At 54.9% G+C, this 24,245-nt stretch carries 18 protein-coding genes; 5 read left to right on the top strand and 13 right to left on the bottom strand.

Annotated features, from left to right (window positions below; all coding sequences use genetic code 11):
* Positions 1-212: 212 nt before the first annotated feature.
* From CKW35_RS24970 to CKW35_RS24965, 3 genes are all read right to left on the bottom strand, one after another.
* A complete protein-coding gene (locus tag CKW35_RS24970) occupies positions 213-1,298 on the bottom strand; it encodes a hypothetical protein (RefSeq protein ID WP_177434969.1) in 1,086 nt (361 codons plus the stop codon).
* 293 nt (positions 1,299-1,591) lie between these two features.
* Positions 1,592-2,629: a hypothetical protein gene (locus CKW35_RS28170; protein WP_143499807.1), complete on the bottom strand. Its 1,038-nt coding sequence runs from the start codon at positions 2,627-2,629 to the stop codon at positions 1,592-1,594.
* A 102-nt stretch (positions 2,630-2,731) separates the two neighbouring features.
* Entirely contained in the window at positions 2,732-6,172 is a 3,441-nt protein-coding gene (locus tag CKW35_RS24965; RefSeq protein WP_095117080.1) for a glycosyltransferase, read from the bottom strand.
* A 580-nt stretch (positions 6,173-6,752) separates the two neighbouring features.
* On the opposite strand from CKW35_RS24965, the gene rfbB reads away from it, so the two are divergent.
* From rfbB to rfbC, 4 genes are read left to right on the top strand one after another with little or no spacing between them, the layout of a single operon-like run.
* Positions 6,753-7,853, top strand: coding sequence for a dTDP-glucose 4,6-dehydratase (rfbB, locus tag CKW35_RS24960; protein ID WP_016485376.1), 1,101 nt, complete (start codon positions 6,753-6,755; stop codon positions 7,851-7,853).
* A complete protein-coding gene (gene rfbD, locus CKW35_RS24955) occupies positions 7,850-8,752 on the top strand; it encodes a dTDP-4-dehydrorhamnose reductase (protein WP_023047795.1) in 903 nt (300 codons plus the stop codon). The genes rfbB and rfbD overlap by 4 nt, the downstream gene beginning before the upstream one ends.
* Positions 8,753-8,763: 11 nt before the next feature.
* Positions 8,764-9,645, top strand: a complete 882-nt coding sequence (gene rfbA / locus CKW35_RS24950) for a glucose-1-phosphate thymidylyltransferase RfbA (protein ID WP_016485374.1) — start codon at positions 8,764-8,766, stop codon at positions 9,643-9,645.
* Positions 9,645-10,193: a dTDP-4-dehydrorhamnose 3,5-epimerase gene (gene rfbC, locus CKW35_RS24945; protein ID WP_016485373.1), complete on the top strand. Its 549-nt coding sequence runs from the start codon at positions 9,645-9,647 to the stop codon at positions 10,191-10,193. The genes rfbA and rfbC overlap by 1 nt, the downstream gene beginning before the upstream one ends.
* 312 nt (positions 10,194-10,505) lie before the next feature.
* Here rfbC and CKW35_RS24940 read toward each other — a convergent pair whose 3' ends face one another.
* Positions 10,506-10,805 carry a YceK/YidQ family lipoprotein gene (locus CKW35_RS24940; protein ID WP_016485372.1) on the bottom strand — a complete coding sequence of 100 codons (300 nt, stop codon included), beginning with the start codon at positions 10,803-10,805 and terminating at the stop codon, positions 10,506-10,508.
* 149 nt (positions 10,806-10,954) lie between these two features.
* Here CKW35_RS24940 and CKW35_RS24935 point away from each other — a divergent pair, with 149 nt between their 5' ends.
* Entirely contained in the window at positions 10,955-12,100 is a 1,146-nt protein-coding gene (locus tag CKW35_RS24935; protein WP_159971697.1) for an acyltransferase, read from the top strand.
* 163 nt (positions 12,101-12,263) lie between these two features.
* On the opposite strand, the gene CKW35_RS24930 is transcribed toward CKW35_RS24935, so the two are convergent.
* The 9 genes from CKW35_RS24930 to CKW35_RS24890 form a co-directional block, all read right to left on the bottom strand.
* Complete coding sequence (locus tag CKW35_RS24930; RefSeq protein ID WP_016485370.1) at positions 12,264-12,656, bottom strand: GtrA family protein; 393 nt, start codon at positions 12,654-12,656, stop codon at positions 12,264-12,266.
* The gene (locus CKW35_RS24925; RefSeq protein WP_016485369.1) at positions 12,653-13,597 is read right to left on the bottom strand and encodes a glycosyltransferase family 2 protein; all 945 of its coding nucleotides are present in this window, start codon (positions 13,595-13,597) and stop codon (positions 12,653-12,655) included. Before CKW35_RS24925 ends, CKW35_RS24930 begins: the two co-directional genes overlap by 4 nt.
* On the bottom strand, positions 13,594-15,234 hold the full coding sequence (locus tag CKW35_RS24920) for a DUF6311 domain-containing protein (RefSeq protein ID WP_095117075.1): 1,641 nt from the start codon (positions 15,232-15,234) through the stop codon (positions 13,594-13,596). The genes CKW35_RS24925 and CKW35_RS24920 overlap by 4 nt, the downstream gene beginning before the upstream one ends.
* Before the next feature lie 40 nt (positions 15,235-15,274).
* Positions 15,275-17,806 carry a glycosyltransferase family 1 protein gene (locus CKW35_RS24915; protein ID WP_095117073.1) on the bottom strand — a complete coding sequence of 844 codons (2,532 nt, stop codon included), beginning with the start codon at positions 17,804-17,806 and terminating at the stop codon, positions 15,275-15,277.
* 6 nt (positions 17,807-17,812) lie between these two features.
* On the bottom strand, positions 17,813-19,204 hold the full coding sequence (locus tag CKW35_RS24910) for a bifunctional 2-polyprenyl-6-hydroxyphenol methylase/3-demethylubiquinol 3-O-methyltransferase UbiG (RefSeq protein WP_016485366.1): 1,392 nt from the start codon (positions 19,202-19,204) through the stop codon (positions 17,813-17,815).
* Positions 19,204-20,418 carry an ABC transporter ATP-binding protein gene (locus CKW35_RS24905; RefSeq protein ID WP_016485365.1) on the bottom strand — a complete coding sequence of 405 codons (1,215 nt, stop codon included), beginning with the start codon at positions 20,416-20,418 and terminating at the stop codon, positions 19,204-19,206. Before CKW35_RS24905 ends, CKW35_RS24910 begins: the two co-directional genes overlap by 1 nt.
* The gene (locus CKW35_RS24900) at positions 20,415-21,209 is read right to left on the bottom strand and encodes an ABC transporter permease (protein WP_016485364.1); all 795 of its coding nucleotides are present in this window, start codon (positions 21,207-21,209) and stop codon (positions 20,415-20,417) included. The genes CKW35_RS24905 and CKW35_RS24900 overlap by 4 nt, the downstream gene beginning before the upstream one ends.
* A 2-nt stretch (positions 21,210-21,211) precedes the next feature.
* Entirely contained in the window at positions 21,212-22,573 is a 1,362-nt protein-coding gene (locus CKW35_RS24895; protein WP_016485363.1) for a phosphomannomutase/phosphoglucomutase, read from the bottom strand.
* 134 nt (positions 22,574-22,707) lie between these two features.
* On the bottom strand, positions 22,708-24,150 hold the full coding sequence (locus CKW35_RS24890) for a mannose-1-phosphate guanylyltransferase/mannose-6-phosphate isomerase (protein ID WP_016485362.1): 1,443 nt from the start codon (positions 24,148-24,150) through the stop codon (positions 22,708-22,710).
* Positions 24,151-24,245 lie beyond the last annotated feature (95 nt).

Here is a 24,245-nt window from a genome sequence, read left to right as displayed (position 1 = left end):
GCATTGCTTCAGCGAAACTCACGGAAAACTCTCGCTCTCATCCGCAACCGCCTATCACCAACTAGGCAAAGGCTCTCGCCTTATGAAAGCGAGCAGTCTAGGCACCTAATCTTGTTAAAACCAGTAATAAAATTTCCCGGCACCGCTCGCAGCCCGTGGCATGACTATGTGTAACGGCGCGAAAGATAAACAGCGACTTCCCCTTGCCAACATCAAAATCTCGAAACAAGTTTTTTCATTACACAATAAGGGTTATCCGCCATAAGACCCTCTTTAAACATAAGAGAAAGCGCAACATATATAACCTGTGACATACCTACTAAATTATACATATCACCAGCAACTTCTTCGTCTTCAGCATCATGAGCTAGCACGTACTTAAGAGTTGGCTTGCACTTCGAAAATGACTCGTAAAAATAAGTCTTATTAGTTTTTTTTACCACAAGCAGTTTTCTTCGATAAGGTGAGTTGTCAAAGTGCGACAACTGATCGCTATCTATTTTGGCGTTTTCCTCACCAGCAAAATATAGAAGATTGTCGCAGTATTTGTGTGAGGAGAAGATAGCTTCCTCAGCCGGGCGCAGTTCCATCCCGCTCAGTTGACGAGATTCAAAAACACCCCAATTCATATAGTTTCTAAATAACTTAAAAGAATTATTAGTGCCAGACACTACAAACCGGTCACCTCCAAAAATCTTAAAAATTTTAGAAAATGTTTTCCTTAATTCAAGAGTACAATTAAACGCTTCTACTGGACTTTTCCCGCGATATAGCATTTTTAAGAAATAATATCCATAGGTAGACGGGTGATTACTCCCATCTATTATGAGAAAGTCCAAATCTTGCCCAAACAAGGAGGACAGCTTTATCGAGTTCTTGAACCTTTCTTCGACAAATCCGAGATTCCAGACAGGATGCTTGTAATCACCGTTGACTGTGTACTTACCACTACTCCTATTTTTATACTCTCTGATAAACAAGCACCAGAAAACCAATCTAATATCGTGCCGATTGAGCCTATCCAAACTATCAACAGACACATCAAACGCGCGCTTATCAGTCTGGACGTTGAAGAACTCTTTTTTTATTGAGCACATATCTTTAGGATTGTTTGTCACAAGATATGCGTTACCAAATCTAAAGTCACCAACCATAATAAACGGGTGTGCAGACTGTGAAAACTGCTTAACTTTGTCATGCCATATCGGCAGACTTCCATGCCCGTAGAACACATCATTTATATCAAAGAATTTTTTTAGCCTTTCCCAACGAACCACATGTGATGGACCAATAATCATTCCTAGAATCCCTTAGTGATTATTAAAATAGCAAAAACCACACTCACGCATCTCAGAACTGGCCTACGACAGGAAAAAACCAATCATGATTTCAGTGCTGGTCATTCCCCACAACGCCCAAATTCGTGAATTCTCTGGGAAACATTATGTTTCAGGCAAGCAAACTGAACCAACCATAATGACAAATGAGCACTAAAAAGAGGAGTATAAAGAAGCAGGTAAAAGTGCCCACACCTAGGTGCGAGCACTACAAGCCTAGTTTCGCTAGCCACTGACTATGCAGGTCATCAAAATCAGCCTTCGAACAAGATGTTCTTTGCCTTATTGAGGCGATCCTTTAACTCAATGAAATAGCCGAGCTTAGGAGGGAATGACTTATCATGCCTACGCACTGCCCCGATAAAATCAATGTAGTAACCCTCTAGATCCACAGGATATTCCGCAGTACTACCTGGCGAGAACTTACTACCACTGAGAACGGCATGTGCGGCAAAAGCGTTTCGACCAATTTCCACTAGCGCCGTACAATCTGGATATTGACTCAAGATGCTTTTATTCGCCGAAGAAAAAATTTCCAATAGACCTCGCTGACACAATGTAAAGGTACTAAGGAAAACTTCAGAAGCTTCTCCAGTTCGCCCCTCCCCATATAGAAAGAACGCATACAAAAGCATTGCAGATGTGGTATTCCAATAAACTATACGTGCTTTGGCGCTCTCATCCCGCATCTCGTAAATATCTTTGGCAATATCGTAAGCATTGCTGCGAAGCTGATAAAACTCTGCCAATGGCACTATATTCGTACCCGAAGAGATCCACCAGCGCAATGTTACTGGGTCCAACGGAGCAGATGGTTTTTTTGAAATCAAATCGGTGCGAATCCGAACAATTTCGCGACCGACCTCAGAACGATTTACGGGATCTTCGCCGACGCGAAACGCTAGGACTGATAGCACTCCCAAGTAGAATTTGCTACTTCTATCCATCGACAGGAGCAAAGACCGCAAATAATGATAAAAGATTGTTTTATCCGGAATTCTGGTTCGGAAGTTGAACACCATCTTATTAAGATAATGAATATCATGAGAACGCTGAATATCGAACTCTAAAGGCGGAGCGACGGTTATAACCTGTCCAGCATCATCCTTCACCAATGCACTATCAGCAACAAGAGAGAAGCTTCCAGGCACTAAAAAAACACTCGATTCCGAGGTGCTGAGAGACGGTACCTGCCAGTTGCTACCCCCATCAAAGCTAACGACTGCCCCGCCACCCGAGGCAACTCTAAGATTAACTTCAAAAGCGGCATATTCAAATGTTATTGATGACATTAACTCACCTATTAAGATCGAAATTCAGCAGCTTAAGGATGGGTCGTCGCTTAAACCCATAGCAGTCAACGTAACGAAGTGACGGGTCGCTTTTAAGTTTCATTATTTACTTTCCTCAAGCTTAACCAGCCCTTCACCGATGGCAAAATATATCTGCTGCAGCTCTGCCGCCTGACTTGCAGAGGTTCTTTTTACCTCGGTATTAGATGGCGACTTATGCTTAGCAACCGATCCACTGATATGTTTTAAAGCAGCTTCCAACATACTTTGATTTGGCTCAATAACATACCCATTCTTATTTTGAACAACATCTTCACCTATCCCACCCATGTTACTAGCAACTACCCAACAGCCGCTAGCGACCGCTTCGCGCGTAACAAGGCCGAAGCTTTCTGGCCACATCGATGGCGCAAACAACACGTCAATTTTCCGATAAAGATCTATGATGCCTTTCTGGCTTACCCGACCAATAAAGGTGACTGGCACCTTACCCCAAAGAGATTGCTGTTCGTACCCCTCCTCTTTGGAGTGGTCGACCACCAAGAGCTCAACATTTTTAGGCTGACTCTGAAGCACTGCTTCCTTAAGCAGATAATACCCCTTGTGCTCCGACATTCCACCGATATGCCCGCAGACAACCCGCTTGGTGTAAGAGGTATCTTTCTGCGTCCACGGAATGTCACTGGAGACGCCATTAGCTACAACTTCTATCTGCGGGATACCGTTTCGACGATAAATGTCTGCGAACGCGTTCGACACGGTCAGCACCCTCGAAGCACTGTGCAGGAGGTCTTTCAGATCGCGGCGTCGCTCGATGGAATCTGCCAACTTCATATTCGTTGGCATTTCTATGAGCTCGTAAGGGTCAGGATGCCCGTCAGGATAAACTTTTGAGTTATGGTCGACCAAGAACTGGAAATCCGAGATCCACCAGGCATCGTGAATAGTGACCATGTAAGGAATTTTGGCATCTCGTGCCGCTTCCACAATCGAAGCTGTCAAGCGCTGGACGCAATGGAAGTGGATCAAATCGGGTTTTTCCAGCTCCAGGAACTCTTGGAACAGGCGATACATCTCTGGGTCTTTAGGATGCCAATCCATGTGCTCACGCCACAGGGTTGTAGACCGGTAGACCCGGCAGCCCTCATAGGTGTAGACAGTCATCTGATGAGCGGGTCTGCACTCGACATCCGCTGTGAACACACAGACATCGAAGTCCTCGGCGTAAGCGCTTCTGAACTCTGAGAAGTTATCAGCCACAACACGCGTGGCACCACCAATCGCCTGCGGTGGGAAAAATACGTTGACCAACGCAATTTTTTTCCTCGGCTTGGCTTTCTGAATGCCACTTACGAAATCATCGAGCGTAGCTGCCAGCGTACTTCCAAGCGCCTGCAGGCTGTAATCGTCCTGGGCCCGCTTCTGAGCGGCCTGGCCTACCTGTTGCCGTAAGGCTTGGCTACCAGCGAGGTTTTTTAATGCCAGGTACCATTCTTCTTCAGTCGTGGCAAGGAAACCATCTTCTCCATCTTTGACAACATCACGGTAATTGGCCGTGCTGCTCAACACCGATGGGATACCAAAACAGCCTGCTTCAAACCATTTCAGCTCGCTTTTACAGGCATTGACTTTGTCATCGTGCAACACCGCGATATTGATATCCGCTTGCTCAAGCAGCGACCAATAACCTTGCACACTGTCCATGGCCGGCAACTGGGTAAACTGCTGAGCGTATTTTGCGGTAAATGACACTGGCAATCGCAGGTAACCCACAACGACCAAACGAGCCTGAGGGGTCTCGCTAAGCACACGCTCAATCGCAGGCAGCGCCTGTTCGATAAAGTCGGTGTTGTGTGCTTGAGTACCGCTGCCATAGAAGATATCGATGGTCTTCTTGTGCGATTTGTCGTTTGTGCGAATCTGATTCAATCTGTCCAGGCCGTTGCGATGCAACCAGCACTGTTTTTCTCTCACCAGCTTGGCGAGTTCCAAACGCAGCGGCTCAGTGGATGCGATCCCCTGACGGCAAAGTCGCGCAGCGGCATTGAACAACGCCATGCCGCGCGTGAGTTCCCGGTGTGTGGCCAGCGAGACATAGCCACCATAGCTATCGATCGACGGCGGGTACTCCGGAACAAATAGCAGATCATCAATTTCGTACAGGCTGAGCTTACCCGTTGCGTTGACTTGAGCGATGGCCTTGATAACTTGAACTACCGCTGGCACTCGATAGAAGATCACCACATCGTGCAGTGCTAATGCATTTTGGTTCTTGTCCAGCTCGGTCCAGCTTATGGCAGTTACCTGCTTACCAACTGCTTCCAGCTGTTCAATTTTCTGCTCAATGCGGTAGCGCACGCACTGGGCGATGTGGAAGTCACCAACAATTAAGACACGATCGGTATTCAAATTGCCCAAGGGCGGCAGTGCGGGCAAATCGTCTGCGGCGCTTTCCGACAGATCACCGTAAACAGGCAGGTACGCTCGATACAAGTCAACCGCGTAAGCGTAGGCCTCATTGATCAAGCTCTCCCGGTCCAGCATATCCACTCGGGTCATGAGCTTTGCGTGTAAGTCACGCCATTTCTGCTCGGCCAGACGCTCGAGTTCGTCTTGCTGGGGACGGTGATTCGGGTTGGTAGCAATACCTGCAGAAAGCACCCGAATGGCTTCATCTAGCTGATGCAGCTTAGCCAAGCAGTGCGCTCGGTTGAAGGCGGTCCACACCGGCGGATTCGGCAATTGCGCGGCAGCATTGAAGTACTGCAAGGCAATACTGAAGTGACCATCCTCCATGTAGCTACCGCCTAGACGGTTGAATACCTCAGCACTCGGCGCGATGCTCAAAGCCGCCTCAAGCAGGATTCTGCCCTCCTGGACCTTGTGCCGGGACAGGTAATGCATACCCAGTTTAGAGAACACTACCTGGCTTTTCTGAGGCGTCTCGGCGAGATCAACAGGGATAACATCCTGCCCCAGGAATATGCCCATGACCCGCTGTGGTTCAACCTCAAGGCCGCGCTTGGCGCTCCGTTCAATGACGGCGGAAAGGCTGAACCCGTTCGGTAACAGCTCTGGTGGGAGCTCGTGCTTCTTAGCCCAGGCATCGGGGGTAGGAAGTCGCCCCTCCGCCCGTCCGAAGCGTTGGAAATGTGCTTCCGCAATCGCTTGAGTTTCAACGCCGCCGGCTTTGAGGTCAGGGTAAAGGGTCAGGTAAAAATCCAGGTCTACTTTAGCAACATCCGGCTTGACCATGACGGCGCTGTCGGCCGCATTGAGCACTGCTTCAGCGATAAGCTCCGCATCACCACTTTCGTGCGAAGCCGAGGCATAACGGCCTTCTTGATAACCGAACGCATGCCAATGCTGCTCGAGCGCATCGTCCGTGAGCGAAGACAGGTCTGGGTATCGATTCCGATAATAAGCCAGATCCAGCACGAATCGCCTTGAGCCAGTCTTTTTCTGGGTGGCGGGTACTGAATTTCTCTTAACATGCATGCTCGGCTGCACATCTACGCTCGGCAAGCCTTCCTTAACAGACATTTTTCACTTTCCTATGAATTTTCAAGAGCGCCAGACCGCTGAAACATGAAGAATGACGTCTAACCTGCCGAGCCCCGAGCCTATTATATTTTTTGTTGGGTTGTTCAACATGAATGCAAGAACTGCCATCACTCTAATTCCTATTTCAGGAATGCTGACAAATAAAAATGACACTTTTCAACCCCCGGAAACGAACCCGACCCCTGAGGCGCGCGCTGCACTGCCATGCCCACCGAACTGGAACCACAAGATAGCGGTAGCTCAAGGCACTCTAGACTTGCCAGCACTCAGGTCAATCTCCGTGAGTTGCATTGCTCAAACAGCTGTTTGTTGCATGGACACCTGACGACTCCCTGTTGTGTCATGGCAACCATGAGGTCACCTTCCACCGCTGCAACGGCTCCTCCTCGTCCAGCATGAGCAGATCGGCACGGTCAGTACCGGCACCCAGCAGTGTATTTTTCGACATCAGGGTGGTCTAATTCCGGGCAGCGCTAGCAGCTCGCCTTGCGTTGCCGGGGCGAAGTTTCTCAGCGTCATCTGTCTACGACAACACCTTTTGTCCAATTAGAGCCAAATTATGATTCTAGTAACAGGCGGAGCCGGCTTCATCGGCTCAAATTTCGTACTGCAATGGTGTGCGAACAATGAGGAACCCGTCCTCAACCTCGACGCCCTGACCTACGCAGGCAACCTGGCCAACCTGCAGTCGCTGGAAGGCAACCCTCAACATCGCTTCGTCCAAGGCAATATTTGCGATGCAGCACTGCTGGCCAAGCTGTTTGCCGACCATCGCCCACGCGCCGTGGTTCACTTCGCCGCCGAATCCCATGTAGACCGCTCGATCACCGGCCCCGAAGCGTTTGTCGAAACCAACGTGATGGGCACGTTCCGCTTGCTTGAGGCCGCCCGGGCGCATTGGAACAGCTTGGAAGGTGCAGAGAAGGAGGCCTTCCGTTTCCTCCATGTCTCTACCGACGAAGTCTACGGCACTCTGGGGCCAAACGACCCGGCGTTCACCGAGACCACGCCGTACGCGCCGAACAGCCCGTACTCCGCCAGCAAGGCAGCCAGTGACCATTTGGTACGCTCGTATTTCCATACCTACGGCATGCCGGTACTCACTACCAACTGCTCCAACAACTACGGGCCGTTCCACTTCCCGGAAAAACTGATCCCGCTGATGATCGTCAACGCGCTCGCCGGCAAGCCGCTGCCCGTCTATGGCGATGGCCAGCAAATCCGCGACTGGCTGTATGTCGAAGACCACTGCTCGGGCATCCGTCGCGTACTGGAAGCCGGTGCGTTCGGCGAGACGTACAATATTGGCGGCTGGAATGAAAAAGCCAACATCGACATTGTGCGTACACTTTGCGGCCTTCTCGACGAGATGGCACCTGCGGCATCGCGCCAGGTGATCAACCAGAAGACCGGCGAGCCTGTCGAACAGTACGCAGAGCTCATCGCCTACGTAACCGACCGCCCAGGCCATGACCGCCGTTATGCCATCGATGCACGCAAGATCGAGCGGGAGCTCGGCTGGAAACCTGCCGAAACCTTCGAGACGGGCATTCGCAAGACAGTCGCTTGGTACCTGGCCAACCAGGAATGGGTAAAAGGTGTCATGGACGGCAGCTACCGTGACTGGGTGGCACAACAATACGGGGCAAATAAAGCGTGAAAATCCTGCTGTTGGGGAAAAACGGGCAAGTAGGCTGGGAGCTACAGCGCGCCTTGGCGCCGCTGGGTGAGGTCATCGCGCTGGATCGTCAGGGGGCCGAAGGCTTATGTGGCGACTTGTCCAACCTGGACGGCTTGGCCGCTACGGTTCGTCAACTGGCGCCGGACGTGATCGTCAACGCTGCTGCCTACACTGCAGTGGATAAAGCTGAGAGCGATCAGGCACTGGCCGCAATGATCAATGCCGAGGCTCCTGCTGTATTAGCACGTGAAGCAGCAGCTTTGGGCGCCTGGCTGATTCATTATTCCACCGATTATGTATTTGACGGCAGTGGCAGTCAGCGCTGGGAGGAAGCTGCGCCGACCGGCCCCCTTTCGGTCTACGGCCGTACCAAGCTGGAAGGCGAGCATGGCATACTCGCCAGCGGCGCCAAGGCCGTGGTACTGCGCACCAGCTGGGTGTATGCTGCGCGCGGGCACAATTTTGCCAAGACCATGCTGCGCCTGGCTGCGGAGCGTGAGACGTTGAGCGTGGTAGCAGACCAATTTGGCGCACCCACGGGCGCTGACCTGATCGCCGACGTTACCGCACACGTCCTGCGGCAAATCTTCAATGGGCAAGACAACCGTCACCTGGCAGGGATTTACCACTTGGCTGCGTCAGGTGAAACCTCTTGGCATGGTTTTGCTCAGTTCGTGCTGGCGCACGCTCAACGCACTGGCGTAGCGCTGAAAGTGACAGCTGATCAGGTTGCTGCAATCAGCACCGAAGCTTATCCAGTACCTGCACCACGTCCGCGCAACTCGCGCCTGGCACTGGGCAAGCTGGAACACACGTTCAATTTCAAAATGCCGCTTTGGGAGCAAGGCGTGCAACGTATGCTGGACGAAATCCAGTAATAGGGACTCTCATGGCTCGTAAAGGAATTATTCTGGCTGGCGGTTCGGGTACACGACTGCATCCGGCCACACTTTCGGTTTCGAAGCAGCTGCTGCCGGTGTATGACAAACCGATGATCTACTACCCGCTGAGCACCCTGCTGCTCGCCGGGATCCGGGACATCCTGATCATCTCCACCCCGCAAGACACTCCGCGCTTCGAACAGCTGCTGGGCGATGGCAGCCAGTGGGGCCTGAACCTGTCCTACGCAGTACAACCAAGCCCGGATGGCTTGGCCCAGGCGTTCACCATCGGCGCAGACTTTATCGGTAACGACCCGTCAGCGCTGGTACTGGGTGACAATATTTTCTACGGCCATGACTTCCAGGCTCTGCTATTGAATGCAGACAAGCGTGAAGCCGGGGCTTCGGTGTTCGCTTATCACGTGCATGACCCAGAACGCTATGGCGTAGCGGAGTTTGACGATAGCGGCCGCGTACTGTCGCTGGAAGAAAAGCCGGCTGTTCCCAAGTCGAGCTATGCCGTTACCGGCCTGTATTTCTATGACAACCAAGTAGTCGACCTGGCCCGCGATTTGAAGCCATCTGCGCGCGGCGAGCTGGAAATCACCGACCTCAACAATCTTTATCTGCAGCAACAACAGCTGCAGGTTGAAATCATGGGCCGGGGTTATGCTTGGCTGGACACCGGCACGCATGACAGTCTGCTGGAGGCTAGCCAGTACATCGCAACCATGGAGCGCCGTCAGGGCTTGAAAGTCGCCTGCCCTGAGGAAATTTGCTACCGCGCTGGCTGGATCAACGCTGAGCAACTCGAGTGCCTGGCTCAACCACTGCTGAAAAACGGTTATGGCAAGTATCTGCAAAACCTACTGAAAGAGAAGGTGTTCTGATGCAAGCCATTGCGCTGGATATCCCTGAAGTCGTGCTGTTTACCCCCAAGGTTTTTGGCGACGAACGTGGTTTCTTCTACGAGAGCTTCAACGCCCGTGTCTTCAGCGAAGTGACCGGCCTGCAGCCCGACTTCGTACAAGACAACCACTCGCGCTCGGTAAAAGGCGTGCTGCGTGGCCTGCACTATCAGCTGGCACCTCACGCCCAGGGCAAGCTCGTACGTGTGGTGCAGGGCGAGGTTTTCGATGTTGCGGTGGATATCCGTCGCTCGTCCCCTACCTTCGGTAAATGGGTAGGTGCGGTATTGTCGGCCGATAACAAGAACCAGCTGTGGATCCCGCCAGGGTTCGCACACGGGTTCGTCACGTTGAGTGAAACCGCAGAGTTCCTCTACAAGACCACCGACTTCTACTCGCCGCAGTGTGAGCGCTGCATTGCCTGGAATGATCCGGCAGTGGGTATCGAATGGCCTATCGACTTCGCACCAAGCCTGTCTGGCAAGGACCAGCTTGGGGTCGCATTGGCTGACGCCGAACTGTTCGAGTAACAGCTCTCGCAGGGCAAGGCTGCGGTAGCGCAGCCTTGTCTCGGGCTATATTGCCTGGCAGCCTCTTTTTTGGGTCTGGCAGTTTTAATATTGCTCCAGAGGTCCCTCATAGCCTCGCTAGTCATCAGAACTCCCCTCCCTCCTTGTAGGCTATTTCCCAAAGATACCCGCTGCGCCGGCTTTTGATTGCACTCGCTAATCATGGGCCTTAGGCTCGCGTGGCCGCTACGATTCGCAGCATCCGTTGATACACCGATTGTGACGAGGGTTGGCTATTTGGCGGCCCGACAGCTCAGCGGCTTTGCCTGGAATTCAATACTCCAGTCGGCGAATGGGTACGTTACCCCGTTCATATTGCTGATAACCGGTATAGGGAAGAACTATGGTATCGGCAAGGCTTGACGCTGCCATGTCAACCAGGACGGGGAACGGTGCCCAGTGGGCGCCCGATCTCGCTGGAGCGTTCAGGCTGCAAAACTGATACGCCACACCGCTGTAGGCCCTGGGGATGCTGTGGCAGTCACTTTGCCATTTCGCCAGGTCATCTACCGCCTTGGCTTCGCTGAAAACGGTGTGTACAGTTCCGCAGCCTGCAAGCCCTGCGGCCAGCATTACACCTATCCATGGTCGCATGGGGATTACCTCTGGTTTCGACAGAGCCAAGCTTAGCGCGTTCTGTATGCAGGTTACAGAATGCCAGCAATGAGCTTCTCCTTGGTCCGGGTGATAACTACAATGCCACCATCTCCAGGAGAACCGGCATGCAACAAGCTTCAGACAGAGCGCTTTTCGCCAACCAGTTAAGAGGCGTGGCGGTGATCGCCGTGCTTATCGTTCACTGGTGCGGTGTTTATTGGTTTTCACGGGACGTGGTGGCGTCCTATATTCACGCCCCCATCGTGGAGGGGCCCTCGTCGAGCATGATCTATTGGCTGACGATCCCAACCTTCAACTACGGACCCTTTGGCGTTTCGGTCTTCTTCCTGATTAGCGGCTTTGTCATTCCGTTTTCGCTGAATCGTCTGGAGCCGGTGAAGTTTCTGATCGCGCGCTTTTTGCGCATCTACCCGACCTATATCGCTGCTTCGCTGATCATGTTGGCGCTGGTCTACTTGTCCAGCCGATACTGGGGTCAGCCGTTTTCGATGGCGCTTGACCGGCTGCTCGCCAACCTGCTTCTGCTGCAAGGCAACTTGCATTATCCCTCAATCGACATGGTCAACTGGACCCTGGCCATTGAGATCAAGTTCTACATCATCGCCGCGCTGCTTTATCGCTCGATCAAGGCTGGGAATGCGTTCCCACTGATCTTGTTCGCCGTGGCGGTGCTCGCAGCGTGCGAGGCGCTTCCGACATTGCTGGCCGGGAGAGAGCTGCGCGTAGGCCTGGTTGAATCGCTTGAGACCGAGTTGATGTGCGTAATCTTCATGTTCATCGGCACGGGCTTTTATCATCATTACACCGGTACCTATACGACTCGACAATTGCTGGCCTATGCAGCAATTATGATGCTGGTGTTTTTGCTGTGCTGGCCTCATACCGACTGGGATGTACAGATGCCATCGGTGCCGCAGAACTATGTTTACGGCTTGGTGCTGTTTAGCTTCAGCTACATGATGCGCAGGTATTTCCGCCCGTTTGCTCCGCTGGATTTCATCGCCAATATCAGTTACTCGATCTACGTGACGCATTCGATCATTGGCTACCTGTCTCTACGGATTCTGATGGACCAAGGGTTGTCATTCCCAGTATCAGGGTTGTTGACGCTGATCTTCGTGCTCACGCTTGCCTACGCACTTTATCGGCTGGTCGAAGTGCCTACCATGCACCTGGGCAAGCGGATTTTCGGGAAGAAAGCCAGGCCTGCACCGGACGCCGCTGTGAACCTGGAGCAAGCGACGAAGTAGGCTGCGTGGGCGTGGGCTGCACCGGCTGTGCCGGTGGTTTGCGGGCACGCCCTCCCCCATTGAACATGACATGACTTATAGATTTGGCAGGGATTCTGTGGGAGCGGTGTTATCTGCATGACAGCACAGCCCAATGGGCCGTGCTTCTGCAGCACGCAGGCGATCAGGCTGCCGGTTTAAACGCCCAAAGCTTCATCACCAGGTAATTCAATACCGGCACCACGAAGATCACCATCGCCAGGCCCACCGCGTAATGCAGGCCCAGGTACTCCACCACAGAAGTGATCAACAACGTCAGGCCCAACGACACCAGCGACACCGCCAGGAAGCGCCGATAACCCAACAGGCTGGTTGGCGTCCTGAAGGTAAACCGGCTATTGAGCATGTACGACATTATGTTGGCAAAGCAGAACGCGATGCCATTGGCGACAAACGCTGGTGGCGCAAGCACCTCCATCAGCGCTATCACAATACCTGCATGCACCGCAGTGTTGGCAACGCCAACCAGCCCAAACCGTATGAATTCGTGATAACGCGCCGGGATGAGGTTTGTCACTTGATCACATCACGTACGATATAAACAGGCCGGTTTTTCGACTCGGTGAAGATACGTCCCACATATTCCCCCAGTACACCAATACCAATCAGCTGCACGCCACTGGCAAAGAGTACTGTAATCATGATCGAGGCGTAGCCGGGCAAGTCCACGCCAAAGAACAGGGTCTTGATCAGCAGATATGCCGCGTAGACAAACGACACTGCCGATACCAGGCAGCCCAAGTAGGTCCAGATACGCAACGGTACGGAGCTGAAGCTTGTAATCCCTTCGATGGCGAAGTTCCAAAGCTTCCAGGTATTGAAGCTTGAGCTTCCGTGTTCGCGGGCGGCCACTTTATATTCCACAGTCGTGGTCCGGAAGCCCACCCAAGCGAACAGCCCCTTCATAAAGCGGCGGCTTTCGGGCAACGTCTTCAAGGCATCGACAACCTTGCGGTCCATCAGGCGGAAATCGCCCACATCCGCGGGTATATCGATGTCCGAGATCCGGTTGTGCACCTTGTAAAAATAGTTGGCCGTGAATTTCTGGATCGGCCGGTCGGTTTCGCGGTCAACACGCTTGGCCAACACCACCTCGGCGCCCTGCTCCCACTTTTCGACCAGTTCCAGGATGACTTCCGGCGGGTGCTGCAGGTCAGAGTCGATCGGCACAATGGCGTCGCCCGTGGCAAAGTCGAGCCCGGCAGAAATCGCCGCCTCCTTACCAAAGTTGCGCGACAGGTCCACCACGGTCAAGTACGCGTAATCCGCCTTGGCTTTGACCAACTGATCATACGTGTGATCGCGACTGCCATCATTCACGGCTATCACTTCCAGCTCGTAGCGATCAGCCAGGCTGGCGAATACTTCATTAATACGCTGAAAAAAAGCGTGCACCCCTTTTTCTTCGTTGTAAAAAGGCGACACCAGCGAAATCGTGCGCTTGTTCAGTTCGGTCATGGGTTCACCTGCCCTGCTTGGCCGACGCGGCAGACATGAGCAAAGTCGAGCACTTTGCACTCAGGCTGCCGATTTGATGGGAAAAGCTGCTTGACCTGATCAACTTGTGGGAAGTCGCCGGTATTAAACACGTACATGGAATTGGCAAAATCTGACGCGGCAATTTCTGCCTGGGTGCTCTCGGTACTGCAGTTGGCGTTGGAGCGGGCTACGTAACCAGTGTTGATCTTGATGTTATGCACGGCCGCGTAACGCATGATCGGCATCAGGGTCTGCAGCACCTGGTCGCCGCGCCCACATTTGAATTTGGGGAAGAAATACAGATACTCGGTGTTGCTCGCGGTCTGCGCATTCCACTCGGCCTGGTCAAGCACCGGCTCAGCCGGGCGGTTGGCCACCGCAACCAGCAGCCGGCGGAATGCCGACAAGTCGCTGATCTGCACAACAAGCATGACCAGCATACAAGCGGCGAACAACTTGGTACTCAAGTGGCGGTACAGATAGGTAATCGAGAAGATCACTATACAAAAGCCTACCGGCCAGAAGAACCGCCCAGAGGCACGGAACTGGGAGGTAATAGGGCTCAGAATCGACGGGTAGTCGATTGACACCAGGTGGCTGGTACCCAGATAAATCTCGTTGGAAAGCGCGTAGAGGGTAAACAGCGCCATCAACCAGGTGAGCGCTTTGTGTCGGCCAAACGTGTCGTCACCGTCTTTGCGCTTCAACACCAGGCTCAATACAAAGGCCATTACTACACCCAAGCCCAAGTAGTTGAAACCCTCACCCTGTCCTGGCATTTCCGGGTTAGGGAAGTGCAGGTATTTACCACCATGCAGCGGTGACAGCAGGTTCATCGAGAACACGCCGAAGCCGCCTTCCTTCGAAACTGCCGCCTCGCCCATAGGGAAGATGGTAAGGAAGAGGCTGGCGCCAATGACCACGAATGGCACCAGAGCGCGGGCAACGAACGCCGGCTTGAAGCGTTCAGCGCTGCCCAGGTGGCTCGCCAGATAGATGGCGCTGGCCATGGCGAACAGGTAGATGTTGACGTAGAAGCCAGCAACCAGCAGCACGCCCCATGCCCACCGATGCGCCTGGCCGGTGTTGCGGCTACGCAGGTAAAGCGCCAGGGCGCACAGCACGATCCACTGCGACATCAGCGACACATGCGCAATGCGCGAGGTGAATTCAGGCATGCTCACCAGGCAGAACACTGCTGCGGCGAGCGCCAACCATGAACGCACCCGCAGTTCGCGCATGATCCACCAGGCGCAAATGGCCTGGGCGACGAAACACCCGGCGATCCATACACCTAACGGGTTGAAGGGAGCAAAGCTCTTGGGCACGAACACTTTCAGCAATAACGCATACAAGGGTATTGCGTCGACGAAGGTAGCCCGGGTGCCCTGCGGGTAGTTGATGCTGTCAAATGCCAACAGCGGGAAGCTAAAGGGGGCATTGAAGAAGGCATTAAAACCCGCGAAGTATTGGGTGACGTCTTCTACTTCGGTTTGCCAATACGAATTGGTGCCAAGGATGAAATCCAGTGGAAAGTGCCGCAGTACAAAAAACAACCCGAAGGCCACAGCGAACGCAAAGCCGGCTCGGCCTGTTGAGTCAAGCTTGAAACCCATTATCCTGTTTTCCCAACCATGTTTTTTCAGGGCGCTGCGATCAGAACGCATGCTTGCTGATTTCGTCGATCAGTTGCTGCGCGCTGCCTTTCCAGGTCAGCCACGGCATCTGTACCGATGTTGGATGCTCGCCAGCGGCGTGCAACGCCAGCCACGCAGCGATGCTGTCGGCCACGTTACGCGCGTCATTGCCAGCAAAGAACCAGGCGTGCTCCCCCGCCACTTCACGGAACACTGGTAGGTCGCGTGCGATGATCGGCAGCCCATGCTGTGCGGCTTCGATCAGCGGCAGGCCAAACCCTTCTCCGTAGGATGCTGCGATAAGGCAATCACACGCTTGGTACAAGTGCTCCAGGTACTCATCGCTGGCACCTTCCAGCCAAAGAAGCCGCTTGCCGCGCTCGGCGTGGTTGAGCAGCCTGCTGGCCAACTCCTCCACCAGCCAGCCGTGCTTGCCGACAATGACCAGGTTGGCCTGCACACCTTGCTGCCACAGCAGTTCGAAAGCGTCCAAGGTTTGCAAGTGCCCTTTGCGCGGCTCCAGAGTGCCAACCATGAGGAATGTAGGGTTGGCTTGCAGGGCCTCGACACGCATGGCCGGATCTTCCGGAATGCCCGTGGTCGGTACCGACTGGTCTATGTCGGCGCCGAGGTGGAACACACCGATGCGGAACGGTCTCTCGCGTTTGGGCGCGTTCTCGTCCATCCAGGCCTGCAACTCGTCCCCGACTGCCCGGGAGATGCACATGGCACCGTCATAGCGCGCGATGGTGTTGATCCAGTCGACATAAAACGGGTGCAGGTGATCCGAGAAGAAGTGGCGCATCTGCAAGATCAACAGGTCGTACACCACGAAGAACAGGCTCACGCCATGGGCGCGCAGTGTGTCGAGATAAGCCTGGCGCTGCGGCAGCATGTCCAGCAGCAGGTCCAGGCAGATGTAGGCGTCCCCGGCTTTGTAGCTGATGGCCTCGTCCACATCGTCATCGTTTGGCGTATTCCCGAGGAACTGCGTCGTGAACTGCTTGGCGTAGCGGTAGAACGACTCTTCAACTTTGCTGTAGATCGGCGTGACGTTATAGCCCTCGGGCGGGTTTTTCAGCCACTCGAGCAGAATGCTGCGGACCACACGCTGGATACCGCTCTTGGCGTCGTGGCGGCACAGCTGAGAAATATCCACCAAAAGGTTTGGCTTGCCCGCCGGCCCCTGTAGCGAGTAATCGATCGCCTTGGCGAGGCGCTGCACATCAACTCCGCCCTTGGCCAGTTCACCTGAGGCAACCAGCGCCTCGACCAAGTGCTCGATGCGTTGCTCGGTAGGCAGGTCTTCGTCCACGGGGTGATCGGCCACTGGCGTTTTTTGCACGCACTGCTCGAACGCGGCGATGGCTGCCTTGCCCGTCAAGTCCCAGGAAAAGAGCTTGGCGCGCTCCAAGCCATGCTTGATCATGGCCTCACGGAAGTCATCGTCGACCAACGCCTGATTCATCTTCTGGGCGATAGAGGCGGTATCCAGCGGATCGAACGTGGCCTCATCCCAGCCAATCACTTCAGGCACGCTCGAGGTATTGGCACCGATCACTGGTGCGCCACATTTCATGGCTTCCAATGGCGGAAGGCCAAAGCCCTCATGCCAAGACGGGAATACGTAAAGGCGGCAGGTGTTATACAGCGCCACCAGCTCATCGTCGGTAATGAAACCTGTGAACACCAAGTCATCTTCGGCCAGGCCTTGCGCCAACGCTTCGCCACGGTAACGCTCGATGATGTGCTGGGAAATCTTGCCGGCGAATACCAGTTGCACGTCTTCGATCTCACGCTTGACGTCAGCGAAGGCGACAATCAGGCGGGACAGGTTCTTGCGTTCATCCGCCCCACCCGAGTAAAGCACGAATGCATCGCGCAGCCCGAACTTGGATTTGAGCGCGCTGCGTGCTTCATCGGTGAGCGTGACCGGCCGGAATATCGCGTCTGCCGCGCCCGAAACGTTGAACACCTTGTCCTGATCCAGCGGCAGCAACGACAGTGCTTCCTGGCGGGCACATTCCGAAATTGCCAGCAACACCCCGTGGTCCTTGAAGGAGCCAACGATGCCCATGTAGTACTGCTTGTACTGGGCGTGGTCCAGGTACTGCTGCGGGTTTGTCAGCGGAATAAGGTCGTAAAGCGTGACGCTGACGATTGCGCGCTTGTGCTCTGGCGGACGGCAGATCACCGCATCGTCGATAAAGCCCTCGACCGCACTGGTAATATGCACCACGTCCGGCTGTAGTTCGTCGATGGCAGCCTGGCGGATGAGCTTGGCCACTTCATGCCGACTTTCGTTGGCGGGATTGATGCCCGCCACAGGGCCTTGGGCGTACCAGACCCGAATATGGCTTTGCGGCAACAGGCCAACAAACGCACCACGAATTGCCTCGATGCTCTCGCTAAGCATACCGTTGAGCAGCAGGTAAACCTCGTGCTCGCCGCGATTGCGCACGATGCCTTGAGCCAGGGATACGCTATAGCGACCGATACCACGGAAGCGGCTTTCGGTTTGCGCACCTTGCATGTCAATTACAATACGCATTCGGTATCAGCTCTTCTTCATTGCTGCGTGGAGGGCGCTTTCGATAGCGCGGCCTCGCGGTGTCAGAGGGGCGTGATCGATCACGCCATGCTGCGGGTCAACGACCACACTGGCCGGATCCGGAGCTAACAAGTTGCGTAGTTTGGCACTCAGCCAGGGGCTTCGGTTCAACACGGCAAGTGCCAGACGCCGCACCGCCGGGCGGCGTGCCACCCACAGGCGGGCGTGCGGCGCCGCGTAGCGCAGTTTAAGCCGCAGCCACGTCTTGCCATGGCGAGCCGGCCACAGCACGACCCGCCCAGTCACCCGCAGTGGGCCGGTAATACGCCAAGATGTACTGCTACGCATGGCCTCAACTTGCTGCTCCGCACCCTGGGCACGCATGTGCTGCCAATGGCAGTTCTCCAGTGCCGCCTTGCGTTCCTGGGCCATGGCCTCAGCCTGAGCCTGAGCCTGGTTCAGGGCCTCCTGCAACGCACCGCATTGGCGGTGCAAGGCTTCGGTAGTGGCTTCGTAACTGTCCTTGAGCGCCATTAACTGCTGGGTTTGCTGCTGGCTGACCTCGGCCATCAGCCGCTGGAACTCGGCGGGTTCGAAAAAGGTAGCCCGCACCGCCTCAACACTGCTCTCCAACTGCCCCAGACGACGCTCGATGGCCTGGTCATAGCGCACTGCCATGTCGTCAAGCGACAAACCGTATGACGCTTCGAACACCGCCTCGAACATTTCCAGCTGGTGGGCGTCGGCTTGCTTCTGGGCCACCACAGCATAGTCGGGGCTGGCACCGGACAGCACTTCGCGCACCCCTACCTTGACCTGCTCATCATGCAATGAGGGCGCTTCCTGGAGGCGTACCACCTTGGAACGGGCAAAGCCGGTGTGCTCGGTGAGGAACGACATCAGCAAATTCGGGATTGGCTGATCGTGGGTCGGGTCCAGATAGAAATTGTTGGTACCCACCATGACGTTTTCGGCGTTGGGGGTTTCCAGAATCAACATTCCGCCCGGGCGCAATACGCGCAGCGCCTCGGTGACCAACTCACCCAGCACCGGGAATGGCACATGCTCGGCGATATGGAAGCCACTCACAACCACCTGGCTGGCATCTGGCAACGCTTGCAGGGCCTGCAACGCATCGCCTTTTTGCGCAGGCAGGCCCAGCGCCTGGCAGGCCTCCAGCATGCCGTCATCCAGGTCGACGCCCATCGGCTCGAAGCCTTCGCGACGCATCAACTCCAGCCATTCGCCACGGCCGCAGCCAATGTCGAATACCGGGCAGTCGGTGTAGATTTGCTTCAGAGGTTGCAGAAACGGCAAGTACGCTTCAAGCCGCTGGGTGATGAGCTCCCTCGACCCGCGATAGCGGTCTTCGAAAGCCCGGTAGAAACCAGCATTCATCAATTGCACTCCACGGTCGGCGGGATCCACGCCAGGCCTACGAAGGTTCGTTCGGACATGTTCACTACGTTGAAGACCAACGCCAGGTCACGCCACTCATAGTTATCGGCAATATGGGTGTCGCTCGCATGCAGCGCGATGGCCACTGAATATGAGCCAACGCCCAGGTTTGCAGGAAAGCGGAAACTGTACTTCAGCAATGCACCTTCGGCCAAATTCGTGCGAATGCATTGCAGGTGATGGGTATTGGTGCCGAACACGTCCTGGCCGAGGCGGTCCTTGATCACGTAGCCCACTACCAACTCGGGCAGTGGCGCATTGACCCTGACTTGAATATTCAAGCAAACATCTTCGCCCACCGAGACGTACTCGACCGGCGCACCTTCAGCATTATGCAGCGCTACCGTCTCGATGCTCGCCTTGCCGCTGCCAGATCGGGTCTGCCGGGTACCATCGGACAAGGTCTGGACCTCGACGGTGGCGTTCTCCTTTTGGGCGATGATAGCGTTGTAATAGTCCATCACCTCCTCGGGTGGGCCATCTTTGATCACCGTACCGCCGTCCAACAGGATCGCGCGATTGCAGAGGGCCTGGATCGAACCACGGTCGTGGGAGACGATCAGCAATGTGGTGCCGGCTTTCTGGAATTCCTTGATACGGCCAAAGCTCTTGTGCTGGAAGTAGCTGTCGCCTACCGACAAGGCTTCATCAATGATCAGGATCTCGGGGCGGAAGGCGGTGGCCACCGCGAATGCCACCCGCATCTGCATGCCACTGGAATAGGTGCGCACGGCCTGGTCGAAATACTCACCGATTTCCGCAAATGCCTCGATATCATCAATTACCGCGTCGATCTGCGCGGTGGTGAAGCCCATCAACCCGGCGGCATGATAGGCATTCTGCCGGCCGGTCAGCTCACCATTGAAGCCCATGCCCAGTTCAAGGATGGCAGCGATGCGACCATTGACGTGAACCTTGCCTTCGGTGGGCTGCAAGGTGCCGGTAATCATCTTCAACAAGGTCGATTTGCCAGCGCCGTTCTGACCCACCAGGCCTATGGCTTCACCGGCCTGAATGTTGAAGCTGATGTGCCTGAGCACCCAATGCTCGCTACTGGCCTTGACCGGCAGGTAGAACCAGCGAGCGATGCGCTGCCATTCAGAACGGTAGCTGCGGTAGGCCTTGCCTACGTTGTTGACGGCCAACAGGGTCATAGGGAGTCCACCATTTCGGCAGAGGCACGGCGGAACAGGAACAGGCCAGCCACCATCAAACCCACGGCAATGGCGAGCACCACCCCGAGCTGGGCAACTTCAGGCGCCTGCTTGTAAACCAGCACATTGTGATAGGCGGTGACGATGGGGTACATCGGGTTAACATCCAAAGTGCCTTTCAGGTAATCCGGCACAATGTTCACCGAGTACACAATGGGCGTGAACCAGAACCAAACCTGCATCACGATAGGTACCACCTGGCCGATATCCCGCAAGAACACGTTCAGCACACCCAGCACCAGGCCGATACCAACTGCCAGTGCTACCACCAACAGGGTCAAGGGCATCAGCCAAAGCATCTGTGCGTCAGGGGCGTGGCCTAGCACGGCAAACACGATCATTACTGCAACAAACAGCAGCAAATTATTGAGTAAGCACGACCCCACCACGATCACTGGGAGCGCGATGCGCGGGAAGCGCATCTTCTTCATCAGGTTGCCCTGATCGATGAACACCGAAAGGCAGCGCTGGATAATTTCTGAGAACAGGTTCCACGCCAGGATGCCGGCGATCAGGTACAACGCGTAGGCGTACTTGTTATCGATGCCCGGCAGGCGCGCGCCCAATACGTTGGACAGGATCAACGCATAAATCGCAACCTGGGCCAGGGGGTGGATGATCATCCACAAGCCACCCAGCTTGCTGCGTGCGAACCGGGAAATGAACTCGTTCTTGATGGACGTGAGGATGAAGCCTCTGTAATCCCAGACGCCCCGAAACATGCCAAACATAATTATCCTTGAATCAGGCGGGCGATTTCTGCGACACGCTCAGCGACCAGCGCCTCGTCGCCACGGCTCTCCACGTTAAGCCTCAGCAGCGGCTCGGTGTTGGAACCGCGCAAGCTGAAACGCCAGTCGGCAAACTCAACGCTGATGCCGTCAGTGCGGTCGACGGTGGGCTCATATGGCAGGTAGAACGCCAGGATTTTGTCGATGGTCGCCTTTACGTCAGCCACCTCGTAGTTTATCTCGCCGCTGCAGGGGAACCTGGCTATGCGCTCGTCCACCAGTTGCGCCAATGTCTTGCCGGTGGCGCTCATCAACGCCGCTACAAGCAACCACGGGATATTGCCGCTGTCGCAGTAGGCAAAATCGCGGAAGTAGTGGTGAGCGCTCATTTCCCCGCCGTATACGGCGTCTTCTGCGCGCATGCGTTCTTTGATGAACGCATGCCCGGTCTTGCTCTGGATCGCCACGCCGCCGGCAGCTTGCACCTGCTCGATGGTGTTCCACGTTAGCCGCGGATCGTGAATGATCTTGCTGCCTGGGTGCTTGGCCAGCAGCATTTCAGCGAGCAAGCCAACCACGTAGTACCCTTCGATGAAACGACCGTGGCTGTCGAAGAAAAAGCAGCGATCAAAGTCACCATCAAACGCAATCCCCATGTCGGCGTTGGTATCAATTACTGCCTGACGGGTAAGCTCACGGTTTTCTGGCAGAAGCGGGTTGGGAATACCATTGGGGAAATTCCCATCTGGCTGGCCATTGATAATGGTCATGTGCAGCGGCAACTTAGCGCTGAGCAATTCAAGCACTGGCCCGACGGCGCCATTGCCCGGATCGGCCAGTACCGTTAAAGGGTTGAGGGCAGACACGTCGATGTAGCTGAGCAAGTGGTCGATATAGGCGCTTTTGTCAAAAGCCTCACTGACGCTGCCCGGGATGGCTGCCACCTGGCCAAGATCGCCCGCCTCGACACGCTGGCGGATATCGTTCAAGCCGGTGTCGCCACTGATGGGACGGGATTGTTCACGCACCAGTTTCATGCCGTTGTAACCCTTGGGGTTATGGCTGGCAGTGATCATGATGCCGCCGTCGGCCTGATGATGGCTGGTGGCGAAGTAGACTTCTTCAGTACCGCACAGCCCGATGTCGATCACATTGACCCCGCCCTGGGTCAGCCCCTTCATGAGCGCTAACGACAGGCCCGGGCTTTCCAGACGCATGTCGCGCCCTACTACATAGGTGCGTCCACCCAGTTCGGCCACGATGGCACGGCCTATGCGATATGCCACATCATCATTGAGGTCAGCGGGCACTTGGCCGCGAATGTCATAGGCCTTGAAGCAACGGGTCTGGATAGGTGGGTACATAGGTCTCACTTGGTGCGGTGACACCTGCGCGTCACCGATCAGAACTGGGATAGCAAACAGCCGACAACGGGTTGCGACCACAGGCCGGCCCTGTACCTCGTTGGGCAGCGGCCGACCCTGCGGACCACCTGGATTCAGGCGTCGCAACGACCGTAGTTGTCTTCGAAGCGAACGATATCGTCTTCGCCGAGATAATCACCGCTTTGTACTTCAATGAGTACCAAGTCAATGACACCCGGGTTTTGCAAACGGTGCTTGTGGCCGGCACGAATGAATGTGGACTCGTTGGTATTAAGCATCAATTCCTGGTCGTCATTGACAACCACTGCCATGCCGCTGACGACGATCCAGTGTTCACTGCGGTGATGATGCATTTGCAGCGACAGCGATGCCTTGGGCTTTACTACGATGCGTTTGATCTTGAAACGTTCGCCATCCTCCAGGGTGGTATAGGTACCCCACGGACGATGAACGGTCTGATGCAACAAGTGTGCGGCGTGGCCGTCACTCTTCAGGCGCTTGACGATGTGTTTCACATCTTGGGCATGATCTTTGTGGGCAATCAGGAATGCATCAGGTGTATCGACCACAAGCAGGTCCTGTACGCCAACCAGTGCCGCCAGGCGATCCTCGGAGCTGACATAGTTGTTACGCGCTTCGTAGGCTATGACCTCGCCTTCGAAACGGTTGCCATGCTCATCAGGCGGGGTCAGCTCGCTGACCGCGTTCCAGGACCCGATGTCGCTCCAGCCAATATCGCAGGGAATGGTCGCGACCTTGCGCGAACGCTCCATCAAGGCGTAATCGATGGAGATGTCCGGCACGCTGGCAAAGCTATCGGCGTCCAGGGCAAGGCAACTGTAGTCCTTGGCCGTGGAGCTGCGAGATGATTCCAAGGTAAGTGCAACGGCCTCCAGCACATCAGGCGCATGCTCCTTGAATTCTTCTAACACAGCGCCTACTTGGAAACAGAACATCCCGGCGTTCCAGAAGTAGTTGCCTGCCGCTACATATGACTCCGCAGTTTTGGCGTCAGGTTTTTCAACAAAACGCTCAACTTTCAAACCGCCTTCCAGCAAACCTTCAGCTGTGGCTTCGATATACCCGAAGCCTGTTTCCGGGTACTGGGGCTTGATGCCGAAAGTCACCAACCACCCCTGTTCGGCCAACTGTATGGCTTTGCGAACAGCTTCGGAGAAAGCAGCTTCGTTCTGGATAAGGTGGTCAGCCGCCAATACCAGCATAAGCGCCTGAGGCCCATAGGAGGCTTGCAGCTTAAGGGCAGCCGCGGCCACCGCAGCAGCGGTGTTTCGGCCGACAGGTTCAAGAATGTAGCCCTGGGGGAGACCCTTGGTATTAATGGTCCGGTATTCGTCTTCGGTTTTGAACAGCAATTCGCGATTGGTGACAGTCAGCACCTCAACAACACCTTCCAGCCGCGCAGCGCGCAAGAAAGTCTTTTGAATAAGGTTCTGCCCATCAGGCAAAGACATGAACGGCTTCGGATGAGCCTCACGAGAAACTGGCCACAAACGGCTGCCAACACCACCGGATAGAATAACCGGGATCAATTCCATATTTGGATCCTTAAGGCCTCTTAGAATTAGCTCAAGAGGCCGGCATGAGTCTTTTTTTGATCGCTGCCGCGATGGCTCACGACAACGCTTATTTA

Origin of the sequence: Pseudomonas sp. Irchel 3F3, assembly GCF_900187545.1 — a bacterium.
Lineage (GTDB): Bacteria > Pseudomonadota > Gammaproteobacteria > Pseudomonadales > Pseudomonadaceae > Aquipseudomonas > Aquipseudomonas fortuita.
This window is presented reverse-complemented; position numbering and strand designations above follow the sequence as displayed.